Source organism: Secundilactobacillus malefermentans DSM 5705 = KCTC 3548 (assembly GCF_001436395.1).
Classification (GTDB): Bacteria; Bacillota; Bacilli; order Lactobacillales; family Lactobacillaceae; genus Secundilactobacillus; species Secundilactobacillus malefermentans.
This window is the reverse complement of the sequence record NZ_AZGJ01000039.1, coordinates 1-16522: the sequence shown is the minus strand read 5'-3', so window position 1 is coordinate 16522 and position 16522 is coordinate 1. Positions and strand designations below refer to the sequence as shown.

General features: G+C 40.7%; 15 protein-coding genes and 3 pseudogenes. 7 read left to right on the top strand and 11 right to left on the bottom strand.

Annotated features, from left to right (window positions below):
- Positions 1-782 (bottom strand): replication initiator protein A (locus FD44_RS07575; protein ID WP_056973831.1); only part of this gene is annotated, 782 nt, incomplete at its 3' end.
- 1066 nt (positions 783-1848) lie between these two features.
- Between FD44_RS07575 and FD44_RS07570 the strand changes: the two genes are divergently transcribed.
- Positions 1849-2658, top strand: a complete 810-nt coding sequence (locus tag FD44_RS07570; RefSeq protein ID WP_054656131.1) for a ParA family protein — start codon at positions 1849-1851, stop codon at positions 2656-2658.
- Positions 2659-2672: 14 nt separating this feature from the next.
- Complete coding sequence (locus FD44_RS07565; RefSeq protein ID WP_056973830.1) at positions 2673-3026, top strand: hypothetical protein; 354 nt, start codon at positions 2673-2675, stop codon at positions 3024-3026.
- A gap of 308 nt (positions 3027-3334) precedes the next feature.
- Here FD44_RS07565 and FD44_RS10730 read toward each other — a convergent pair whose 3' ends face one another.
- From FD44_RS10730 to FD44_RS07555, 4 genes and pseudogenes are all read right to left on the bottom strand, one after another.
- Positions 3335-3505, bottom strand: coding sequence for a hypothetical protein (locus tag FD44_RS10730; RefSeq protein WP_205841178.1), 171 nt, complete (start codon positions 3503-3505; stop codon positions 3335-3337).
- A 53-nt stretch (positions 3506-3558) separates the two neighbouring features.
- A pseudogene (locus FD44_RS10905) lies at positions 3559-3639 on the bottom strand (hypothetical protein); the annotation flags it as partial.
- A gap of 62 nt (positions 3640-3701) precedes the next feature.
- Positions 3702-3881, bottom strand: coding sequence for a hypothetical protein (locus FD44_RS07560; RefSeq protein WP_010620883.1), 180 nt, complete (start codon positions 3879-3881; stop codon positions 3702-3704).
- Positions 3882-4293: 412 nt separating this feature from the next.
- Positions 4294-5322, bottom strand: a complete 1029-nt coding sequence (locus tag FD44_RS07555; RefSeq protein ID WP_056973828.1) for an IS30 family transposase — start codon at positions 5320-5322, stop codon at positions 4294-4296.
- Between the two features lie 361 nt (positions 5323-5683).
- Between FD44_RS07555 and FD44_RS07550 the strand changes: the two genes are divergently transcribed.
- On the top strand, positions 5684-7936 hold the full coding sequence (locus FD44_RS07550; protein WP_056973826.1) for an ABC transporter permease: 2253 nt from the start codon (positions 5684-5686) through the stop codon (positions 7934-7936).
- Positions 7937-8165: 229 nt separating this feature from the next.
- Here the strand turns inward: FD44_RS07550 and FD44_RS07545 are convergent, their stop codons facing one another.
- Entirely contained in the window at positions 8166-9353 is a 1188-nt protein-coding gene (locus tag FD44_RS07545; RefSeq protein WP_010620820.1) for an IS256 family transposase, read from the bottom strand.
- 190 nt (positions 9354-9543) lie between these two features.
- Here FD44_RS07545 and FD44_RS07540 point away from each other — a divergent pair, with 190 nt between their 5' ends.
- The 3 genes from FD44_RS07540 (at position 9544) to FD44_RS07530 (ending at position 12752) form a co-directional block, all read left to right on the top strand.
- A complete protein-coding gene (locus FD44_RS07540; RefSeq protein ID WP_056973825.1) occupies positions 9544-9789 on the top strand; it encodes an AAA family ATPase in 246 nt (81 codons plus the stop codon).
- Between the two features lie 69 nt (positions 9790-9858).
- Entirely contained in the window at positions 9859-12147 is a 2289-nt protein-coding gene (locus tag FD44_RS10860) for a DUF5776 domain-containing protein (protein WP_082618778.1), read from the top strand.
- 233 nt (positions 12148-12380) lie between these two features.
- Positions 12381-12752 (top strand): hypothetical protein, encoded by a 372-nt coding sequence (locus tag FD44_RS07530; protein WP_056973821.1) that lies wholly within the window; start codon positions 12381-12383, stop codon positions 12750-12752.
- 63 nt (positions 12753-12815) lie between these two features.
- On the opposite strand, the pseudogene FD44_RS07525 reads toward FD44_RS07530, so the two are convergent.
- From FD44_RS07525 to FD44_RS10370, 4 genes and pseudogenes are all read right to left on the bottom strand, one after another.
- Positions 12816-13400 (bottom strand): annotated as a pseudogene (locus tag FD44_RS07525) (type I glyceraldehyde-3-phosphate dehydrogenase); the annotation flags it as partial.
- A pseudogene (locus tag FD44_RS07520) lies at positions 13387-13893 on the bottom strand (DegV family protein); the annotation flags it as partial. The pseudogenes FD44_RS07520 and FD44_RS07525, both read right to left, overlap by 14 nt.
- A 118-nt stretch (positions 13894-14011) precedes the next feature.
- The gene (locus tag FD44_RS10725) at positions 14012-14224 is read right to left on the bottom strand and encodes a DUF5776 domain-containing protein (protein ID WP_010620817.1); all 213 of its coding nucleotides are present in this window, start codon (positions 14222-14224) and stop codon (positions 14012-14014) included.
- Positions 14225-14367: 143 nt separating this feature from the next.
- Positions 14368-15155 (bottom strand): IS5 family transposase gene (locus FD44_RS10370; protein WP_080487858.1). Its coding sequence is split into 2 segments (ribosomal slippage): positions 14368-14897 and positions 14897-15155, totalling 789 coding nucleotides; the frame shifts between segments, so codons are not numbered across the junction.
- A 364-nt stretch (positions 15156-15519) separates the two neighbouring features.
- Between FD44_RS10370 and FD44_RS10720 the strand changes: the two genes are divergently transcribed.
- Complete coding sequence (locus tag FD44_RS10720) at positions 15520-15669, top strand: protein rep (protein WP_235809389.1); 150 nt, start codon at positions 15520-15522, stop codon at positions 15667-15669.
- A gap of 400 nt (positions 15670-16069) precedes the next feature.
- Here FD44_RS10720 and FD44_RS07495 read toward each other — a convergent pair.
- On the bottom strand, positions 16070-16522 hold a 453-nt coding region (locus FD44_RS07495), incomplete at its 5' end, for a recombinase family protein (protein WP_056973820.1).

Here is a 16522-nt window from a genome sequence, read left to right as displayed (position 1 = left end):
AAGCTAAGTAGTTGCACAGCTTCTGGTTCTAAGAAAACCGGGAAGCCACTGACTTCATCAGTTAAGAAGTCATTAGCATGGGTCACCAAATCTCGGTTTTGGGTTTCTAGTTCTGCTGATGAAAAATTGGCTGTGGAAAAGTCCAACTTTTGAGTATCTATATTGTATCTATTAGTATCTTTTGCTTTAAGTTCTTTATCTAGATTGACTGTAGAATTTACAGTTCTGCGCGCAGCAAGGGTTTGAGCGTCCTTTTCAACGGTGTCATGCTGAACTGTAGAATTTACAGTTCTGCGCGCAGCAAGGGATTCAACGGTGTCATGCTGAACTGTAGAATTTACAGTTCTGCGCGCAGCAAGGGTTTCGGGCGTTTCTGACTGTTCACCACGCAAATACACGTCATTTGCTTGTACATCGAGGCCAGCAAGGTAGAGACGATTTGGTAGCTGTTTACCTGCCTTAGGCTGAAAACCCATACGTTTTTGCCGCAGTAGATTAAGCCCCTCTAGTTCTTTTTTGATCTTAATCACGGTCTTTTCGGAAGAGTTGAATAGTTCCATGAGTTCAGCATTCGTATAGACAAAGTAGATGTTGCCGTCTTCGTCCACCCAGTTGTTACGCAAAGAGTACTCTAGCCGGTCTTTTAGTACCATATAAGCCAATTTAGCGTCATTGCTTAGATGGCGATATTGTTCGCCGTACATCAATACTTTTGGGAACTGGAAAAATAAGGCCCCATAAACATTGTCAGCTTGATAAAACTTGAAATTTGTTTGATCCATTATAAAAACTCCCTTTCTTGACTGACACACGCTGTCTCAAAAGAGAGTTGCTAAAACATTTGATTTGCTTTAAAATACAAATCTGATATGCTCTAACTGAATTACAAAGCGAGCATTGGTCGTGATCGGCTTTGTAGTTTCACCAGCATGTGTCCGTTTGTGAGTTGCCCAGTCGGCAACTTTTTTAATTTCTAACAACAAAAAATGGACTAAATAGCTCCAGTTAGCTACTTAGTCCATTGACTTCAATTTGTTTTTAACTATCCTTAACTTGTCCTTTGGGACTGGTTTGCGGTATAATTAACCTACAAATTAAGAACAATGTTCAGTCGATTTTAACTTGGCGGTGAAAATCGACTGAATCTAAGTAGCTGGCTGATAGCTACTTGCTAAACCAAAAGTCTCTGATTCCTCGTGAATCGGGGATTTTTCTGTTTAGCTTGATCTCTTTATTCGGTTGTTAAATTAGTTTCAGTCTAGCATAGCGCTTATCTTCCAGCAACTTTATTTGGTCTTGTATACTTTGCCAGCCTTCGGTTGGAACCAATACGCGATAGAAGGTACTGTTGAACATTCGAGTAACATAAACGCTTCTGGATATCTAAGTAAGTATCTGTCGAAAGCACTGAAAATCAATAGCAGAATGAAATTGCATAAAAATGATTAAATATCTTATAAGTTATAAAAAAACAGCACTATCAGGATTTACACGTTAAAAGATCTATAAAGTGTAGTGACCTGTATAATTGACTAAAAGTTATTGGGGAATGATTTTTAAGTAATGATCTTTTTGTTTGTTTTGTTGAGAAACCACTTAACGTGACCTTTTTTGATCACGCTTAAATCATAATCTTCATTGGATAAGAAGTAAATAAGCAAATTAAATTTCTATAGAAATGTTGTGATAATATAGAATTATAAAGTTATAGTTCTATAGAACTATAAAACTGATTTTAAACTAATCTTGCACTATTCCTAATATTAAGCTACTATAGTTCTATAGAAATTCAATTCTATAAAGCTATGTTTCTATAGATTTTGAATAAAATAAATGGAGGATAAATTTATGGCAATTACGATTACTACCGGAAACTTTAAAGGTGGTGTGGGCAAAACAACTAATGCTGTGATGATTTCTTACATACTATCAAAGCATAATAAAAAAACATTACTTGTTGATCTTGATCCCCAAGCAAATGCAACGGATTTACTTTTTACCACTATGGAAGCCATTTATGATATTAAACCAGACTTTGAAGAGACATTAGAAACTGCGCTAATCAGCGGTAATCTACAAAAGGCCTTAGTTCATGTTAAAGATAATTTAGATTTGCTACCGTCATATCAAGATTTACAAGGATATGAAAAATATTTAAATGAAACTTTTGCTGATGATTATACACAGGACACTTACCTAGCAAAACTGCTCAGCCCATTGAAAGAAAAATATGATTACATTATTTTAGACGTTCCACCGCAGTTAAATAAATTTACTGATTCAGCGCTTGTGGCAAGTGATTTTGTAATTATTATTTTACAAACTCAAGAAAGATCATTAACAGGCGCTGAAACCTATGCTGAACACTTAATTAATTTGAAGGACGACTATAAGCTCGGATTGGATTTATTAGGTGTTTTACCGGTTTTGCAACAAAACGGGAACAATCTAGATCTTGATGTCTTAGATGATGCAATTGATAGTTTCGGAAAAGCCAACATGTTCAAACAACGGATTAGACAAATGGCTAGGTTAAAGAGATTTGATCGAACTGGTATTACTGATAGGTCTAAGGATATAAATGATATTCGAGTAATGAGTGTTTACGAAAATGTTGTCAACGAAATCAAAGAACGAATCACTAAATTTAATGAATAAGGAGAGATCATATTATGAGTGAAAAGTCACTGGGATTGAATGGCTTAGGCAAAATTAGGAAGAATAAAACATTCCGCCCAGAACGGATAGAACCTAAGGTATCTGAAACCATACGAAGATCTTTACCAGACGACCAAATTTTAATGCACTATACTAGAAAGTTGAAAGCTAAAGACACGCCAAAATCTGTTCAAACACAAATTGATACTCACATGGCGATTAAACAAATCGGGATTGTTGAAAACAAAAAGAACTATGAAGTTATTAATGAACTTGTTGAAAAATATATAAATGATATGCCGGATACCAAGAAAAAACTTGTGATGGAATTCATTCGGCAGGTTCAGCGAAATATGCCTGAAGAATGATGATTATTCTTCTATAGAATTATAGATATATAGAAATATGATTCTATAGATATAGGAATGACTATTGGTAGATAGCATCAAGAATCTTGTGTACATAAACTGCCTTCGTACATAAAATATGTAGCTAACTTAAATAAATGATGCTTCCAAAGTGTTCTGAAGTTCTTTGAGTCCTCGATGGATTTGTTTCAAGGATTACACATTATAAGCAAAAACTTGTTTGTGCTCTCCCTTATGAAACCAACCGCTCTCAGGATCATTCCGACTAACTTTTCGTCGTTTGGTTTTTACAGCTGATTGATCTGCTTTTAAGGGCAACCCGATCTTTTTTCAATCTTTTGATCCAAGGCTTGACGATAATTAACGGCCTCTTTGTTAACCATCACGTCTGAGAACTTATGGTTGTTTGCATCGGCTTTAACGTGGGTTCTATCAACGAATAGGACCGAAGAGGGTCCACCAGCTTTGCCTGGACACATTGGAGGAGAATTTGCTCAAATAGATCCGTCCCCTTAAAGCGACGTTCAAAGTTTTTACCAAATGTCGTGAAATGGGGAACCACTTTAACCATATCAAGCCCTAAAAACCAGTGGTAAGCCATATTCACTTGAATCTCTTTGATTGTTTAGCGCATACTTCGAATATCAAATAGATATTGAATAATTGGTAGTTTAGTCAGAATGACCGGGCCAATCCTGGCTGCCTGTTATCAATGGTATAGAGTGGTTGCACTAAATCGTAAATAAAATCGATCACTTTATCAATTTTTCGTAATAAATGATTCTGCGGAACCATTTCGTTAATCGTGACAAATTGGATTCGGTTACGCTTGCTATGATCGTGTTTCCCAAGCATAGCAATCACCTCTCACCAATAATTATAAAGAACACAAAAAGACAAAATCCTCGTATTTTAAGGACTTTATCTTCAGTCTGAGACCGCCTAAAGGCGTTTTTTTTATCGTCATCGTTTAGCTAACTGCCAGAATCAAAATTAAGTGCTTGGCCAACTTGAGTTGACCATCGTAAGACTTACCATAGCCATTTTAACCACTAGCTACAACACTCATACTCGTTTATTTAACTAAAATTCATATCGGATTTATGATCAATAGATAAGCTTAGCTCTCTTGTACTGTCATACGTTCGAGAAATGCTTCTTTTGACCAATTCATTAGTAATTACGGCTAATTTACCAATATTTTCTTGCCTCAATTGTCAAGTTAAGTGCAACACTAATGGCCTATTCTTATAATTGGTCTAGAAAGTTAAACCAGTTGTGGCATAACATCCGCTGGACAACTATAGCTTAAACAGCGGCGGGGACGGTGATTCAGCGGGTCTTGAACCAACTGCAGATCCACTAATGAGAGGTTTTTAAAGGAATGCCCCTTTGGGAAGAACTCTCTTAATTGACCATTCACATTCTCATTAGTGCCCCGTTCCCAGGGAGAATATGGATGGGCAAAGTAGATTTCCGTTCCTTGAACCTGATTTAAACTAGCGAATTCCGAGCCGTTGTCAAACGTGATCGTCCGAAAGTTTTCTGCACCGTAATCATCAATCGTATCTTGGAGAGCTTGCCGGCAAGTCTCTGCCCGGTAATCAGGCAATTTAACGATAATTTCCATCCGGCTAACTCGCTCGGTTAACGTCATTAAAGCTGGTTCGGACTCAACCCGTTTGGCTTTCACTAAGTCGCCTTCCCAATGGCCCAACTCCTGACGTTTCCGAACCACTGCGGGCCGGTCTTCAATGGACTGTCCAAGCCGTTTTTTATTCAGGCGGGCATGTCGGTGATTCGGGCGTTTAACGCGGCGACGTAGCTTCATGGGTAAATCATAGTTGTGAAGCTCCGGGAGCTTGCCAGCCTCGATATACCGATAGACCGTAGCCGTTGATGGGCAGGGAAAGCCCGGGTAATGAGCTTTGAAATAGTGGACATACGTATCGACACTGAAAACTCGTGGCTTAGCTTTTAAAGCTTTCGGCAGGGACTTGAAGAACACGGCAGCCCGCTGCAGTAAACCTTTGGGGTGACACTTGGCCCGCTGTTCTCGATAGTAAGCCGCCCCGCGCTCGGCAAAGTAGCCCTGATATGACCGATGTTTCTGGGAATCAATCTGGGTGGTTAACCCGCGTTTTAATTCGCGAGAAATGGTGCTGGGACTCCGGTGAAGCCGGCTGGCGATCTGACGAACGCCAAATCCTAATCGAGTCCGGGACTCAATTTGACCGCGTTCAAAAGATTGGAGTTGTTGGTAATGCTTAGGCATGATATTCTTAGTTTGGGTCATGAAGACACCTATCCTTATCTGTTGATTTTGTCGTTAATAATAAGAATAGGCCTTCATGGCCTTTTAAGCTAGTCTAATTGGTCTAGTTATCAAGTGTTGCACTTCAATTTTAAATCGGGGAATTAAGAATAGGTCTTCATGGCCTTTTTTACTAGTCTGAATAAAGAACTGGTCTAGTAGAGCAGGTGTTGCACTTCAATTTTAAATCGAGGGAATTAGAATTTTTTCTGAACTATGCAATTAATAATTTTTTAGTTGCATTTAGCAATCGGGACTTATACAACCGAAAGTGGCTGGGACAAAAGTCTCAGCTCACGCAAAAAAGCTTCGGAAAAGATCTATACCCCCAAAGTTAAAGTAAATGAAATTATTAAATCGCAAATTATTTCGAGATATAAGCCATAATTGGACTCAATTTATGTCAGTTTTTTTAATGGCTGCACTCTCTATTATTGTATTTGTCGGCTTACAAGGGGCATGGCATGGATTACAGGGAAGCTTGAACAGTTATTTAACAGAAAATCATCTACCTAATTACTGGATTCAGGGAAGTTATATTACTAAAGATGATAAAAATAAGCTAAAAGCTATTTCAGATATAAAGAAAGTAAGATCTGGAACTAGGTTACAAGTTAAACAAGATAAACATCATCTAATTATCGATTCGTTTCAAAAACCGTTAATTAAGTTACATCGTGTAAAAGGAGACAAATACAATAGTCAGAGTAGCAATGGAATATGGATTAATAAAGAATATGCTAGAGATCATTCTTTAAAAATTGGAGATAATTTGTCAGTGACATATGTCAACCAAAAATTCCATTTAAAAGTAAAAGGCATTATCCAAAGTCCTAGTCGAATATATTTCACTGGAACACAAGAATTTATTGCTCCTAACTATGCTAATTATGGTTATGCTTATGTTTCACCTAAAGCTTTAAAAAAGGTGTTCAATTATAGAGGACCTCAAAATATTGTTGAGATTGATGGAAAGCATAAGAATTTCAGAAAAGAAATAGAGAAAATATTTGGTGCTAGATTATTAACATATTATAATCAGCAAACTTTACCAGATGTTTCTACGGCAACAGAAAGAGTTGGAGAAATTAAGAATCTTTCGTATCTGTTCTCCTTTATTTTCCTTTTGTTGGCAATTTTAGCAATGTACACTACGATTAGACGACTGATTACTAGCCAAACAGAGGAAATAGCTACTTTGAAGGCATTAGGATTTTCAAGTTTTAAAATTCAAATTCATTATGCAAGCTTTGGGTTGCTAGTGGGTGGTCTTGGGACAATTATTGGTGCCTTAGTGGCTCCATTAATTTCTTGGTATGTTTTATCATCACAAAAGAGTATGTTCTCTCTTCCTAATTGGCAGGTTTCATATAGTTTTTCTGCCTGGATGGTAATGATATTAGTCATTTTAATTTGTATTTTCTCTGCATATTTAGCGGCTAGAAGTGGATCAAAGGGGCTGCCAGCTATTTATCTACGAGGAATTGAAGAAACAAAAGCAAGGAAGATATGGCTTGAGCACTGGAAGAATTTTTGGAAACACTTACCATATTCTGGACGCTGGGCTGTTAGAGATGCTTTTATCAATCGTACAAGGACATTAATGGGAATTATTGGCGTAGCCGGTGGCATGATGTTGACAATCGCTGGGATCGGTATGCCACAGTCGATGACACATCTAGTAGATAAAGCATATAATACAGACTTTTCTTATAATAAGCGACTGTATGTTAATAATTATGAATCATATCGGAAGTCACATCCTCAAGCTAAGCAATGGGTACAAATTAGTCAAGCTCATTTTTCACCTGATGATGGCTATAATAGATTATTAATTGTAGTTAATAAGGGTGATTACGTTAACATGAAAACAACCACGGGTGGAGATATTCAGAATGGTGGCTTGTATGTGACTCATGGATTTGCCAAGAGAGCAGGTATCAAAAAAGGCGACAATTTAAAAGTTAAAACTTTTGGAAGTAACAAGCAATATTCTTTCAAAGTTAAAGGTATTATTGCTATAGAAACTAATCAAGGAGCCTATATAACTGCTCATACTTGGCAAAAAGCTAAAGGATTTTACCAGCCAACTACATTATTAGTTGGCAAGAATTATAAATATCATAAACAAGATATTAATTCGACGATTTCTATTAATGAACAAAAAAAGAATGCATATAATTTTGTAAATAGTCTAATGAGTATTTTTGCTTTAATTATTGTATTTGGTGCATTGTTAATCATTATTGTTCTTTATAATTTAGGATCATTGAGCTTTGTTGAAAGAATGAGAGATTATGCGACTTTGCGTGTGCTCGGAATACACAAAAAAGAGTTGCGTATATTAACGCTCATTGAGAATTTAATTACTACGTTTATTGGTTGGTTAATAGGTATACCAGCTGGAATATGGTTCTTAAGGCAGTATGTTAATACATTTTCAACTATTAATTTGGAATATACAAGATATTTCAACTGGGAAACTATTTTAATTGCATCTCTGTTTGTATGGATTTGTTCATTATCAACTACTTTATTTATTAGTCGTAGAATTAAGAAAATTGATATGGTCCAAGCTTTAAAAGGTGTGGAATAATTAAAAATTAAATCAAATGTAAAAAGCTGGCAATGATAACGATAACTGCTAATAATACCCTAGAAGTAATTGTTAATTGCCAATGACATTTATGATTTTTAAAATTGAAAATCAAAAATCAATGTTAATTTCTCCTTTCAAGCAAGTAGTCACTGCTACTTGCTTTTTTATTGAGAGTGTCAAGAATGTTGTGTAAAAAGGGAAACTTCGCCCGCATGAATTGGCAATTCTAAAACATCGAATCAAGCGTGTCGTGACAGTCCTTGAATCCCCGATGTGCTCGATTCTCAAATTTATCGTTGTACTCCATCACTTGCGTCATGATAAAGCGATCGAGGGCCCCTTCGTTTGGGAACTGCTCTTTACGTCGGACCATCTTCTTCAGGCTCTTATTGAACGACTCAATTAGGTTCGTCGAGTAGATGGTCTGACGGATCGCAGTTGGAAAACTGAAGAACGTGAATAGATCCTCCATTTGGACTAGATTCTTGATTCGACGCTTATAACTGGACTCCCACTTAGCACTGAAAGCCGCCAATCGTTCTTTGGCGTCTTGTAGGTTCTCTGCTTGCCGAATAGCCTTAAAGTCGGTGATAATCTCCCTGCGATCGTTTTTGCGAACGTACCCTAAAAGGTTGCGCTCTGCGTGGACCCAGCACCGTTGAAACTTCGCCTGCGGGTAGTTAGCCTCAATCGCAGATTGAAGTCCAACTAAACCGTCGGCGATGAACAACTGAATATCTTTAATCCCCCGTGCGCGTAATCTCTGGAGTAGTTCAGACCAAGCGGCTCCGTTCTCGGTCGGTGCGATACTGTAGTCAAGAACTTCCTTACCGCCGTCACTTCGAATTCCGATCGCTACGTTAACGGCTTCTCGTTCAACGGTACCACGGCGTAACGGAATGTAAGTAGCATCGAGGAACACACAGACGTACTGTGAGTACTTGAATTTGCGCTCGTGGAACTCTTCAACCAGGTGTTCCGTCCGCTTAGTGATGTTTGAAACCGTGGTTGGTGAGTAGTAGTGGCCGTACATTCTCTCAACCATATCAGCGATTTCACGAGTTGTGACGCCCTTGGAGTACATCTTGATGACCATTTCCTCCAGTCCATCAGTCCGACGCACGTAAGGAGGGAAGAGGGCGTTTCGAAACTTATTTAACCGGTCCCGTGGGATCGTCAGATTAATTTCACCGTACTCAGTGTCGATCGTGCGGGTGTACGTCCCGTTCCGGTAGTTCACGTCGTCTTTTGATCGGTCGATCCGAGTATGTGGTTCGTAGCCTAGCACCGAAGTCAGTTCATTTTGAAGGAACTGATTAGCGGCCACTTCGATTTGACGACGTAAGACTTCATTCAGGGTAATATCTTTGTCTGAAGATAGCGCTGCGATAATATCTTTGTTAAACTGGTTCATGGGGAAAGCCTCCGTATTCTGATTGGTTTTTAGCGATTTCAATCATACGGGGAAGGCTTTCCCTTTTTCAATACCCTCAAGGTATCAATTTACACAAAATATTTTACACTCCCACACTTTTTATTCTAGGCCCACTGACCTATAATATTAATAGTGTTTTATTACACATTACTCAGTTTGAGGTAACACAATGAAACTAGTCAAAATGGAGATTGATGGTTTTCGATCATATGGAAAAAAAACTACATTAAAATTTGGCGAACTGACCACACTTATTGGTGATAACGGTGTTGGTAAAACAACTGCACTGTTAGTTCTCAATAAAATGTTTGGTGCTAATGCTTCAGACCGCATCATTAGAGAGAGCGACTTTTATTCACCAATAGGAGAAAATTCAGTTACTACCGATCAAAAAAAGATGTTGTGCGATACTTAGTGAGTGATGAATTAGCGATGGGAATGTGGCACGTTTTTAGATAAAAAAGTGAGAAAGGTAGGTTCTTTTATGTTAAGGAATAATTACTTTGGAGAGACTAAAACGCATTATAAATTATATAAATGCGGTAAGAATTGGGCTGTTATGGGGATTTCAGTATTTTCGCTGGGATTAGGGATGCTAGTTACAAGTCGGCCAGTGTCAGCTGATGTGGCAGCTACCAGTACCTCAAGTAGTGCAGTAAGGGCTGAAACGCCCAGTGAAAGTAGTAGCAGTGCAACGAAGCCCGATTCAACCAGTGAAAGTAGTAGCAGTGCTGCTCAACCAGCAGCTACTGTAGCAAGCAGTGCCAGTGATAAGAAGAGTGCTGCTCAACCAGCAGCTACTGCAGCAAGTAGTAGCAGTGCAGCAGCGACAGTTAATGTTCACGCTGACAGCAATACTGATTTAGCGACAAACGACAGCGTCAGTGGCGCGAATTCCACGTCAGTAACGACGGGATCGGCAGTTGCGCTCTCAACCGCAACTAGTGCAGCTTCAAAGTCAGCAGTTAGTGTTGCTTCGCAAACGTCAGCAAATACTGCGGTCGCTACTTCAACAGCAAGTTCTGAATCACAAACGTCTGCAGTGAAAACGAACGCATCAACGCCAACTAGCACTGAAGTTTCTAGTTCGTCTGCAAGCTCTGGTCAACAAAAAATAGATAATAGTGCTGCTGCATCATCTCACTCCGATTCTGTGAGTGTTGCTTCGACAGCGAGTTCCAATGCTGAGGCAGACAATCATTCAGACACTACGAGTGAGGTACAAGCGGTAACTTCATCAACATCTACTGAGCAAACTGAGTTGATGGCTGCAGCAAAAAATTTGAGCGTAGGTAGAGCCACTAGCCTAGATCTGTTATCCGATACTGATACCACGCCTGCCACTGACATTACAGCCTCTGCCACTTTGCAATCGGATCACGACCTCTACACCGAACCGACTAGTGATCCCACTCAGACCAACCCATGGACAGGGCAGCCAACTTTTATGTATTTGAATGATCCTAACGATGCAACGGCAATCCTGCCTTACACTGATGAACATTACATTCATTACCCAACAGCTACTGGCTGGACAGGATACGTTTATTACGTTACTGATGATGCGGCCCGTGGGTCTGAATTTGGAACAAAAGGTTTTCATCAGCTACATCTCTGGCATGCTGGCGACCCTTCTAAGGGATATGCAATTGCACCGTTTGAAACACCCAGTAACCCTGCTGTTGATACTTATTACCACCTTTATCCTGATCCACAGCAGGCCACAATCGTCTATTTTGATGACACCACTCATAAAATGCTTCACTATACAAATCTCACAGGTGGGCGGACCTCTTCGATTTCAAACTATGATCAAACCAACATTTTGAACGCATATGCAAATCTTGGTTATGAAGTGGTTAGCAATGATTTTACAAAAGGATTTAAATATGGAGACGGCACTACAAAGCAACAATTCTACGTTCACTTAATTAAGAAGACTGCCCCAACTGCACCTACGGCACCAATTAACCCAAGTCAACCAACGACGCCAACAAATCCGGTTAACCCGGTAACGCCGGTCAACCCAACGCCGAGCCCACAACCGACTCCAGGAACGACTACTGACAATCAATCCGGTAAGATTGCTAAGAAGGGCGAAGTGGTTTACTCCTTGAAGAAGATTTACCTTTACAAAGATAAAACCTTCAAGAAGGCCGATCGTCGATTTGGCTATGTCAAGAAGCCGCGGGTCTTCCGACCAATGTTTGTGGTCACCGATTACGCTAAGTCCAACGCCGGCCGGTTGCGTTACAAAGTTCGCGACGTCAACCATTTGAGCAAGACTGACGGCTGGACTGGCTACATTACCACTAACTTTGATTATGTTCGACCCGTCTACTACCACAGCAGCCATCGAACACTGACGGTGATCAATCCCCGCGGTGTTAATGAATACCTCAACAAGAATTTGACGGGCAAAGTGAAGAATATCAAGCAGGGAACGGTTCTCCACGTAACCGGCTTCGTCAAACACAATTTGACCACTCGATACGTCCTGAGCAACGGCCACTACATTACCGGTAACCGGAAGCTGGTTAAGATGGGTAAAAACAAGCAGCCTCACCAATTGAAAGCCACCCACTTCATCAACCGGTATGCCGATCCAAATTTGGCCAAGCGAAACGGGCATTTCAAGAAGGGTACCAAACTCGTGATCAAGCGTTACACTTTCAGTCACGAAGCTTCGCTGACCAAGTCCGGCACGATGCGCTATGACGTCAAGGGCGGTTATGTGACTGCTAATCAGAAGTATGTCAAAGTGATTAAATAATTCAAATAACACCATTGGAGAAGTCAATCTCAATGGTGTTTTTGTTCGCCATCAGCAAGGCAGTTGCTGCCTTTTGTTCCCGGATTTATCGCGATTATCCCTCAATAACGGTATGCTTCTGCAAGCTAATTTTGCCAATAAATACCCAAACCAATATATAATCATTGTAAGTACAAATAAGTCACGTAACACTTCTAGGGGGGATTTTCTGTGACACAATAGGCACCAACGATTTGGGGACATACGAGTACGTTTCACGGGTGTACAACGAAAACATTCAGCTGCCGGATTACAAACTGCCGACCAGCGTAGCTGATGGGACTCAGGTTTTCTTCGACACAGACGTGATCAAATTGTCGATGGTCATTGCCGACCAGAGAGTACAAAAGATCACGATTGTGACACCAAAACCGCAGTCACTGGAGTACATGCGGGTGTTTGAAGGCTTCGAATTTGGCATGGAAGCACTGGGGACTTGGATTAACACTTACCATCGCTCAACTTCCAGTCATGGCAAGGCCGCCGATGTCGTTAACGGCATCTTGGCCAGCTACAGCACCACCAAAGATAATGTTTTGACGGTCAGCTTGACCCGGGCACAATAAAAATCGTCACGCTATTTATTTTTCAATAAATGGTGTGACGATTTTTTTGATTGTTTAGTTAAATTAGTTCAAGCCGGAAACTTCGGCGAATTTCTTGGCAGTTCGAACCATGTTGGAGACGAAGCCGTATTCGTTATCGAACCAGGTAGCGGTCTTAACAACTTGGAAGTCACCGTTAGAGGTTACTTCAGTCAAAGTTGGGTCGTAGACTGCCCCGTGGGTGTCGCCGATAATGTCAGATGAGACAATCTCATCTTCATTCCAGCCAAATGCCGGGTTATCAACGGTGTGTGGTTTGATGGCATCGTTGACCTGGTCAGCGGTAACTTTGGTGTTGAGAACTGAAACCAATTCGCAAACTGAACCGTCAACGACGGCAACCCGTTGAGCATGACCCTGCAAATGGCCTTCAAGTTCTGGAATGACCAGGCCGATTGCTTTAGCAGCACCGGTTGAGTGAGGAATCGTGTTGGCCGAAGCAGTACGATTAGGACGGAACTTCTTACCTTTAGGGCCATCAAGAATCATCTGTGAACTGGTAAATGCGTGGATCGCGGTCATGGTACCAACTTCGAGGCCGAATTCCTTGTTCAGAAAGTAAGCCATTGGTGCCAAAGCGTTGGTGGTGCAAGAACCTGCTGAGATGATCCAAACTGTCCACGACCAGGGAAACGTGAATCGAGTCGCGCAGCTGTTCAAGCTTGGGGATAATCACATCGGCGTTCTCCCCATTTTCGGCCACCTTACCCGCCAACAAGCATAAGTCAGCTTCGCCGGCGCTGGCGATTTTGGAGTCAAACGGGTAGACCTTGATGTTGGTGACTTGGCGGCTGTAAGCCACTAAATTCTCATAGAAGCTGGTGATCCCGGATGAGAGGTTGACACAGATGGCTTCATCATATCCTTTGTCAGCCAAGGTATCAAAGGCTTCCTGCATTTGGGCCATGGTGACTTGCGCAGTTGTCGGCAATTTGTCAGTCTCCGCCAATTTCTTCAGGAATTCTTGCGAGGTGATGTCAACGCCATCGTGGTACTCCTGGGTGCCGAAGATGATGGTGATCGGCAGGACGGTGATGTTATATTGGGCAGCGACCACTGGATCGAGGTAGCTGGCACTGTCGGTAATTACGGCTGTTTTCATTTCGATTATCCTCTTTTCGGGGTTGTAATTGTATTTTAACCCTTATTTTGATTCAAAACAAAGGAAGTCCACAAAAAAGAAGCCTCGACGAAGATCGAGACTTCCTAATTCCTACATATTAGTAGTTACCTTGAATAACCAGTTTCTTGTTAGCAGTGATGTAAGTGCCATTGCTTAACTTGTAACGGGTGGTCAGGTTGTGCTTTTCAAAACTCTTAACGGTTACATGAGTGCCTTTCTTGAAGGTCTTAGCGCGACCGGTTAAGTTCACGTTCTTGTATGCGTGAATGCCTTTCTTGTTAATAACGGTAATCTTGTGGCTCTTAGGCATTGTCTTGTAGTAAACGTTGACAACGTACTTCGGGTTGGCGGTAATGTAGCCAATCTTGCCAGCGGTCTTCTTACCGTGGTTAACGTCACGAACCTTGTAACGAAGGGCGCCACCATTGGACTTGTCATAGCCTAAGAAGCTGTCTAAAATCTCTTAAGTAATAGTGCTAAAAACGCTAAAACGACCATTTGCAGACTGGTGGTTAATTGACGCTCACAATTTTTCCAAAGTCGCCGACAATTCTCTAGCCAACTAAAAGATCGTTCGACTACCCAACGTTGGGGCATGACTTCGAATCGATGCAACTCATTGCGCTTCGCAACCTGCACGGTTGCGTTTAAATTACTGGCTACATCGAGCTGAAAATTAACGCCTGAATAACCACCATCAACTAAGACATTTTGAACCTGGCGTAAATGCATGGCATGTAAAGCGATCATGGCACTGGCCCCGTCTCGATCAGAGACGTTCGCTCGCGTCATGTGAATGGCCTGCGGAAAGCCATTGATATCAACTGCCAGATGGCGCTTAATCCCCGAGATTTTCTTACCAGCGTCGTAACCTTTGTTTTCAGCAGTAGCGGTGTTTTTGACGCTCTGAGCGTCAACGATAATAAAGGAAGTTAAAGCTGAACGTCCTTGGTAAGTTCGCCGAGCAATGACAATTTTTTTAAAACTTGTTCCAATAAAGAATCAGCCGTAGGCTCAGCTTTAGTTGACCAAATTTTGTAATAGTTGTAAACTGACCGCCATTCTGGGAAATCACCGGGGACTTGACGCCATTGGCAACCGGTTTTCAAGACATATAGGACCGCACAGAAGACCTCGTAGAGGTCATATTTTCGAGGCTTAGTTCGCTTACGAAAATTTTCTAAAGCTGGTCGAATTAATTCAAATTGTTGCCGAGTAATATTGCTGGGATAATTTTTCATAGCTTAAACTCGCTTTTTACATAGAAGTATATCAAAAATCATAGATCTTGGACAGCTTCTAAGGTAAATACTCTTCATAAGAATGACGATAACATGAATTCTTGCAATTAATATATTTATATGAAAAAATTATAAAGCGTGACACTCGGCTTTGAATGATTTCAAAATTGATACCTTCTTTAGCTCAAAGGATTCTCTTTGAATTCCAAACTTTTTTCGGTAGTGAATAAAGGTAGATGTTGCGCTGTATAAGGCTCATCGAGTTAAAGAATGTGGAGAAATTTTGTGTTTTGTAAAAGATGGACAAGCTCATAAGAAATTAGTGCAGACTTTGTTTTGCCCTCCTCGTCTGCGATCATTATGTATGTGGCGGCGGGCAATGAAGCAGCCTAATCAGTTAACTCAAATTTTGGAAAAAGCAGTTAAGCAACAGAAGACTGTGCACTTCTTATTTTTAACGCCGACGGTTGAGAATACAACTGATGCGCTTAGCATAAACAAAAAAGACCAGTAGAGGGTGCACTACATGGTCTTTTATTCTCTTCTGGGATTAATCGTCCACCTTTGCTACCAATTAGCTACCTCGTCTTAATGCAGAAGAAAATACCCGTTGTCATTATTACGGATAACAGTGACGTTGAGAGATTTGCTTTTTTTTTAGGCATAGAATCGCTCCTTTCGGTTTCTGTTAAAAGGACAGGAAGTACTGCCAATATGACGCTACAAAAGATATCGGGAGTTGGCCAATGACGAGGGTGGGATTCGAACCCACATACCGTTCCTTTGTGCGCCCACAACATGATTATACATCTTACTCGATTTTAAGCTAAGTTTTTTGCACATCTATCGGCGTGAGTCGAAAACCTGTCGGCAAATAACCGAGCATGCTGTTAGCCCATTTTTTGTTAATTATTTCATTTAATTTTGTATTTTTTACGATATCTAATAAAGGTAGTTCGTTTAATACCCGTATTTCGGGCCACATCAATGTCACTCATACCGGTTTGATAAAGTTTAAACGCATGTTGTAGGCGGGGATCATCTTGTGCATATTGAGGTTTGCGACCATGATATTTACCTTGCTGTTTGGCCAAAGCAATCCCTTGTTGCTGGCGCTCAATAATCCGCTTCCGTTCACTTTCGGCCTGATACTTATACAGTTCAATGATGAGGTTAGTCATCAGTTGACGTAAGTTAGGATCAGCAATTCCCGTCATGGACGGCAAATTCAACACATCTAGGGTGGCACCTTTGTTCTGAATGGTGTTCATAATCTTAGTTAAGTCCTGGTTGTTTCGGCCCAAGCGGTCTAATTCAGTAACCAGGACAATATCGCCTTCACGGATATAGGCCAGCATTTTTTGCAG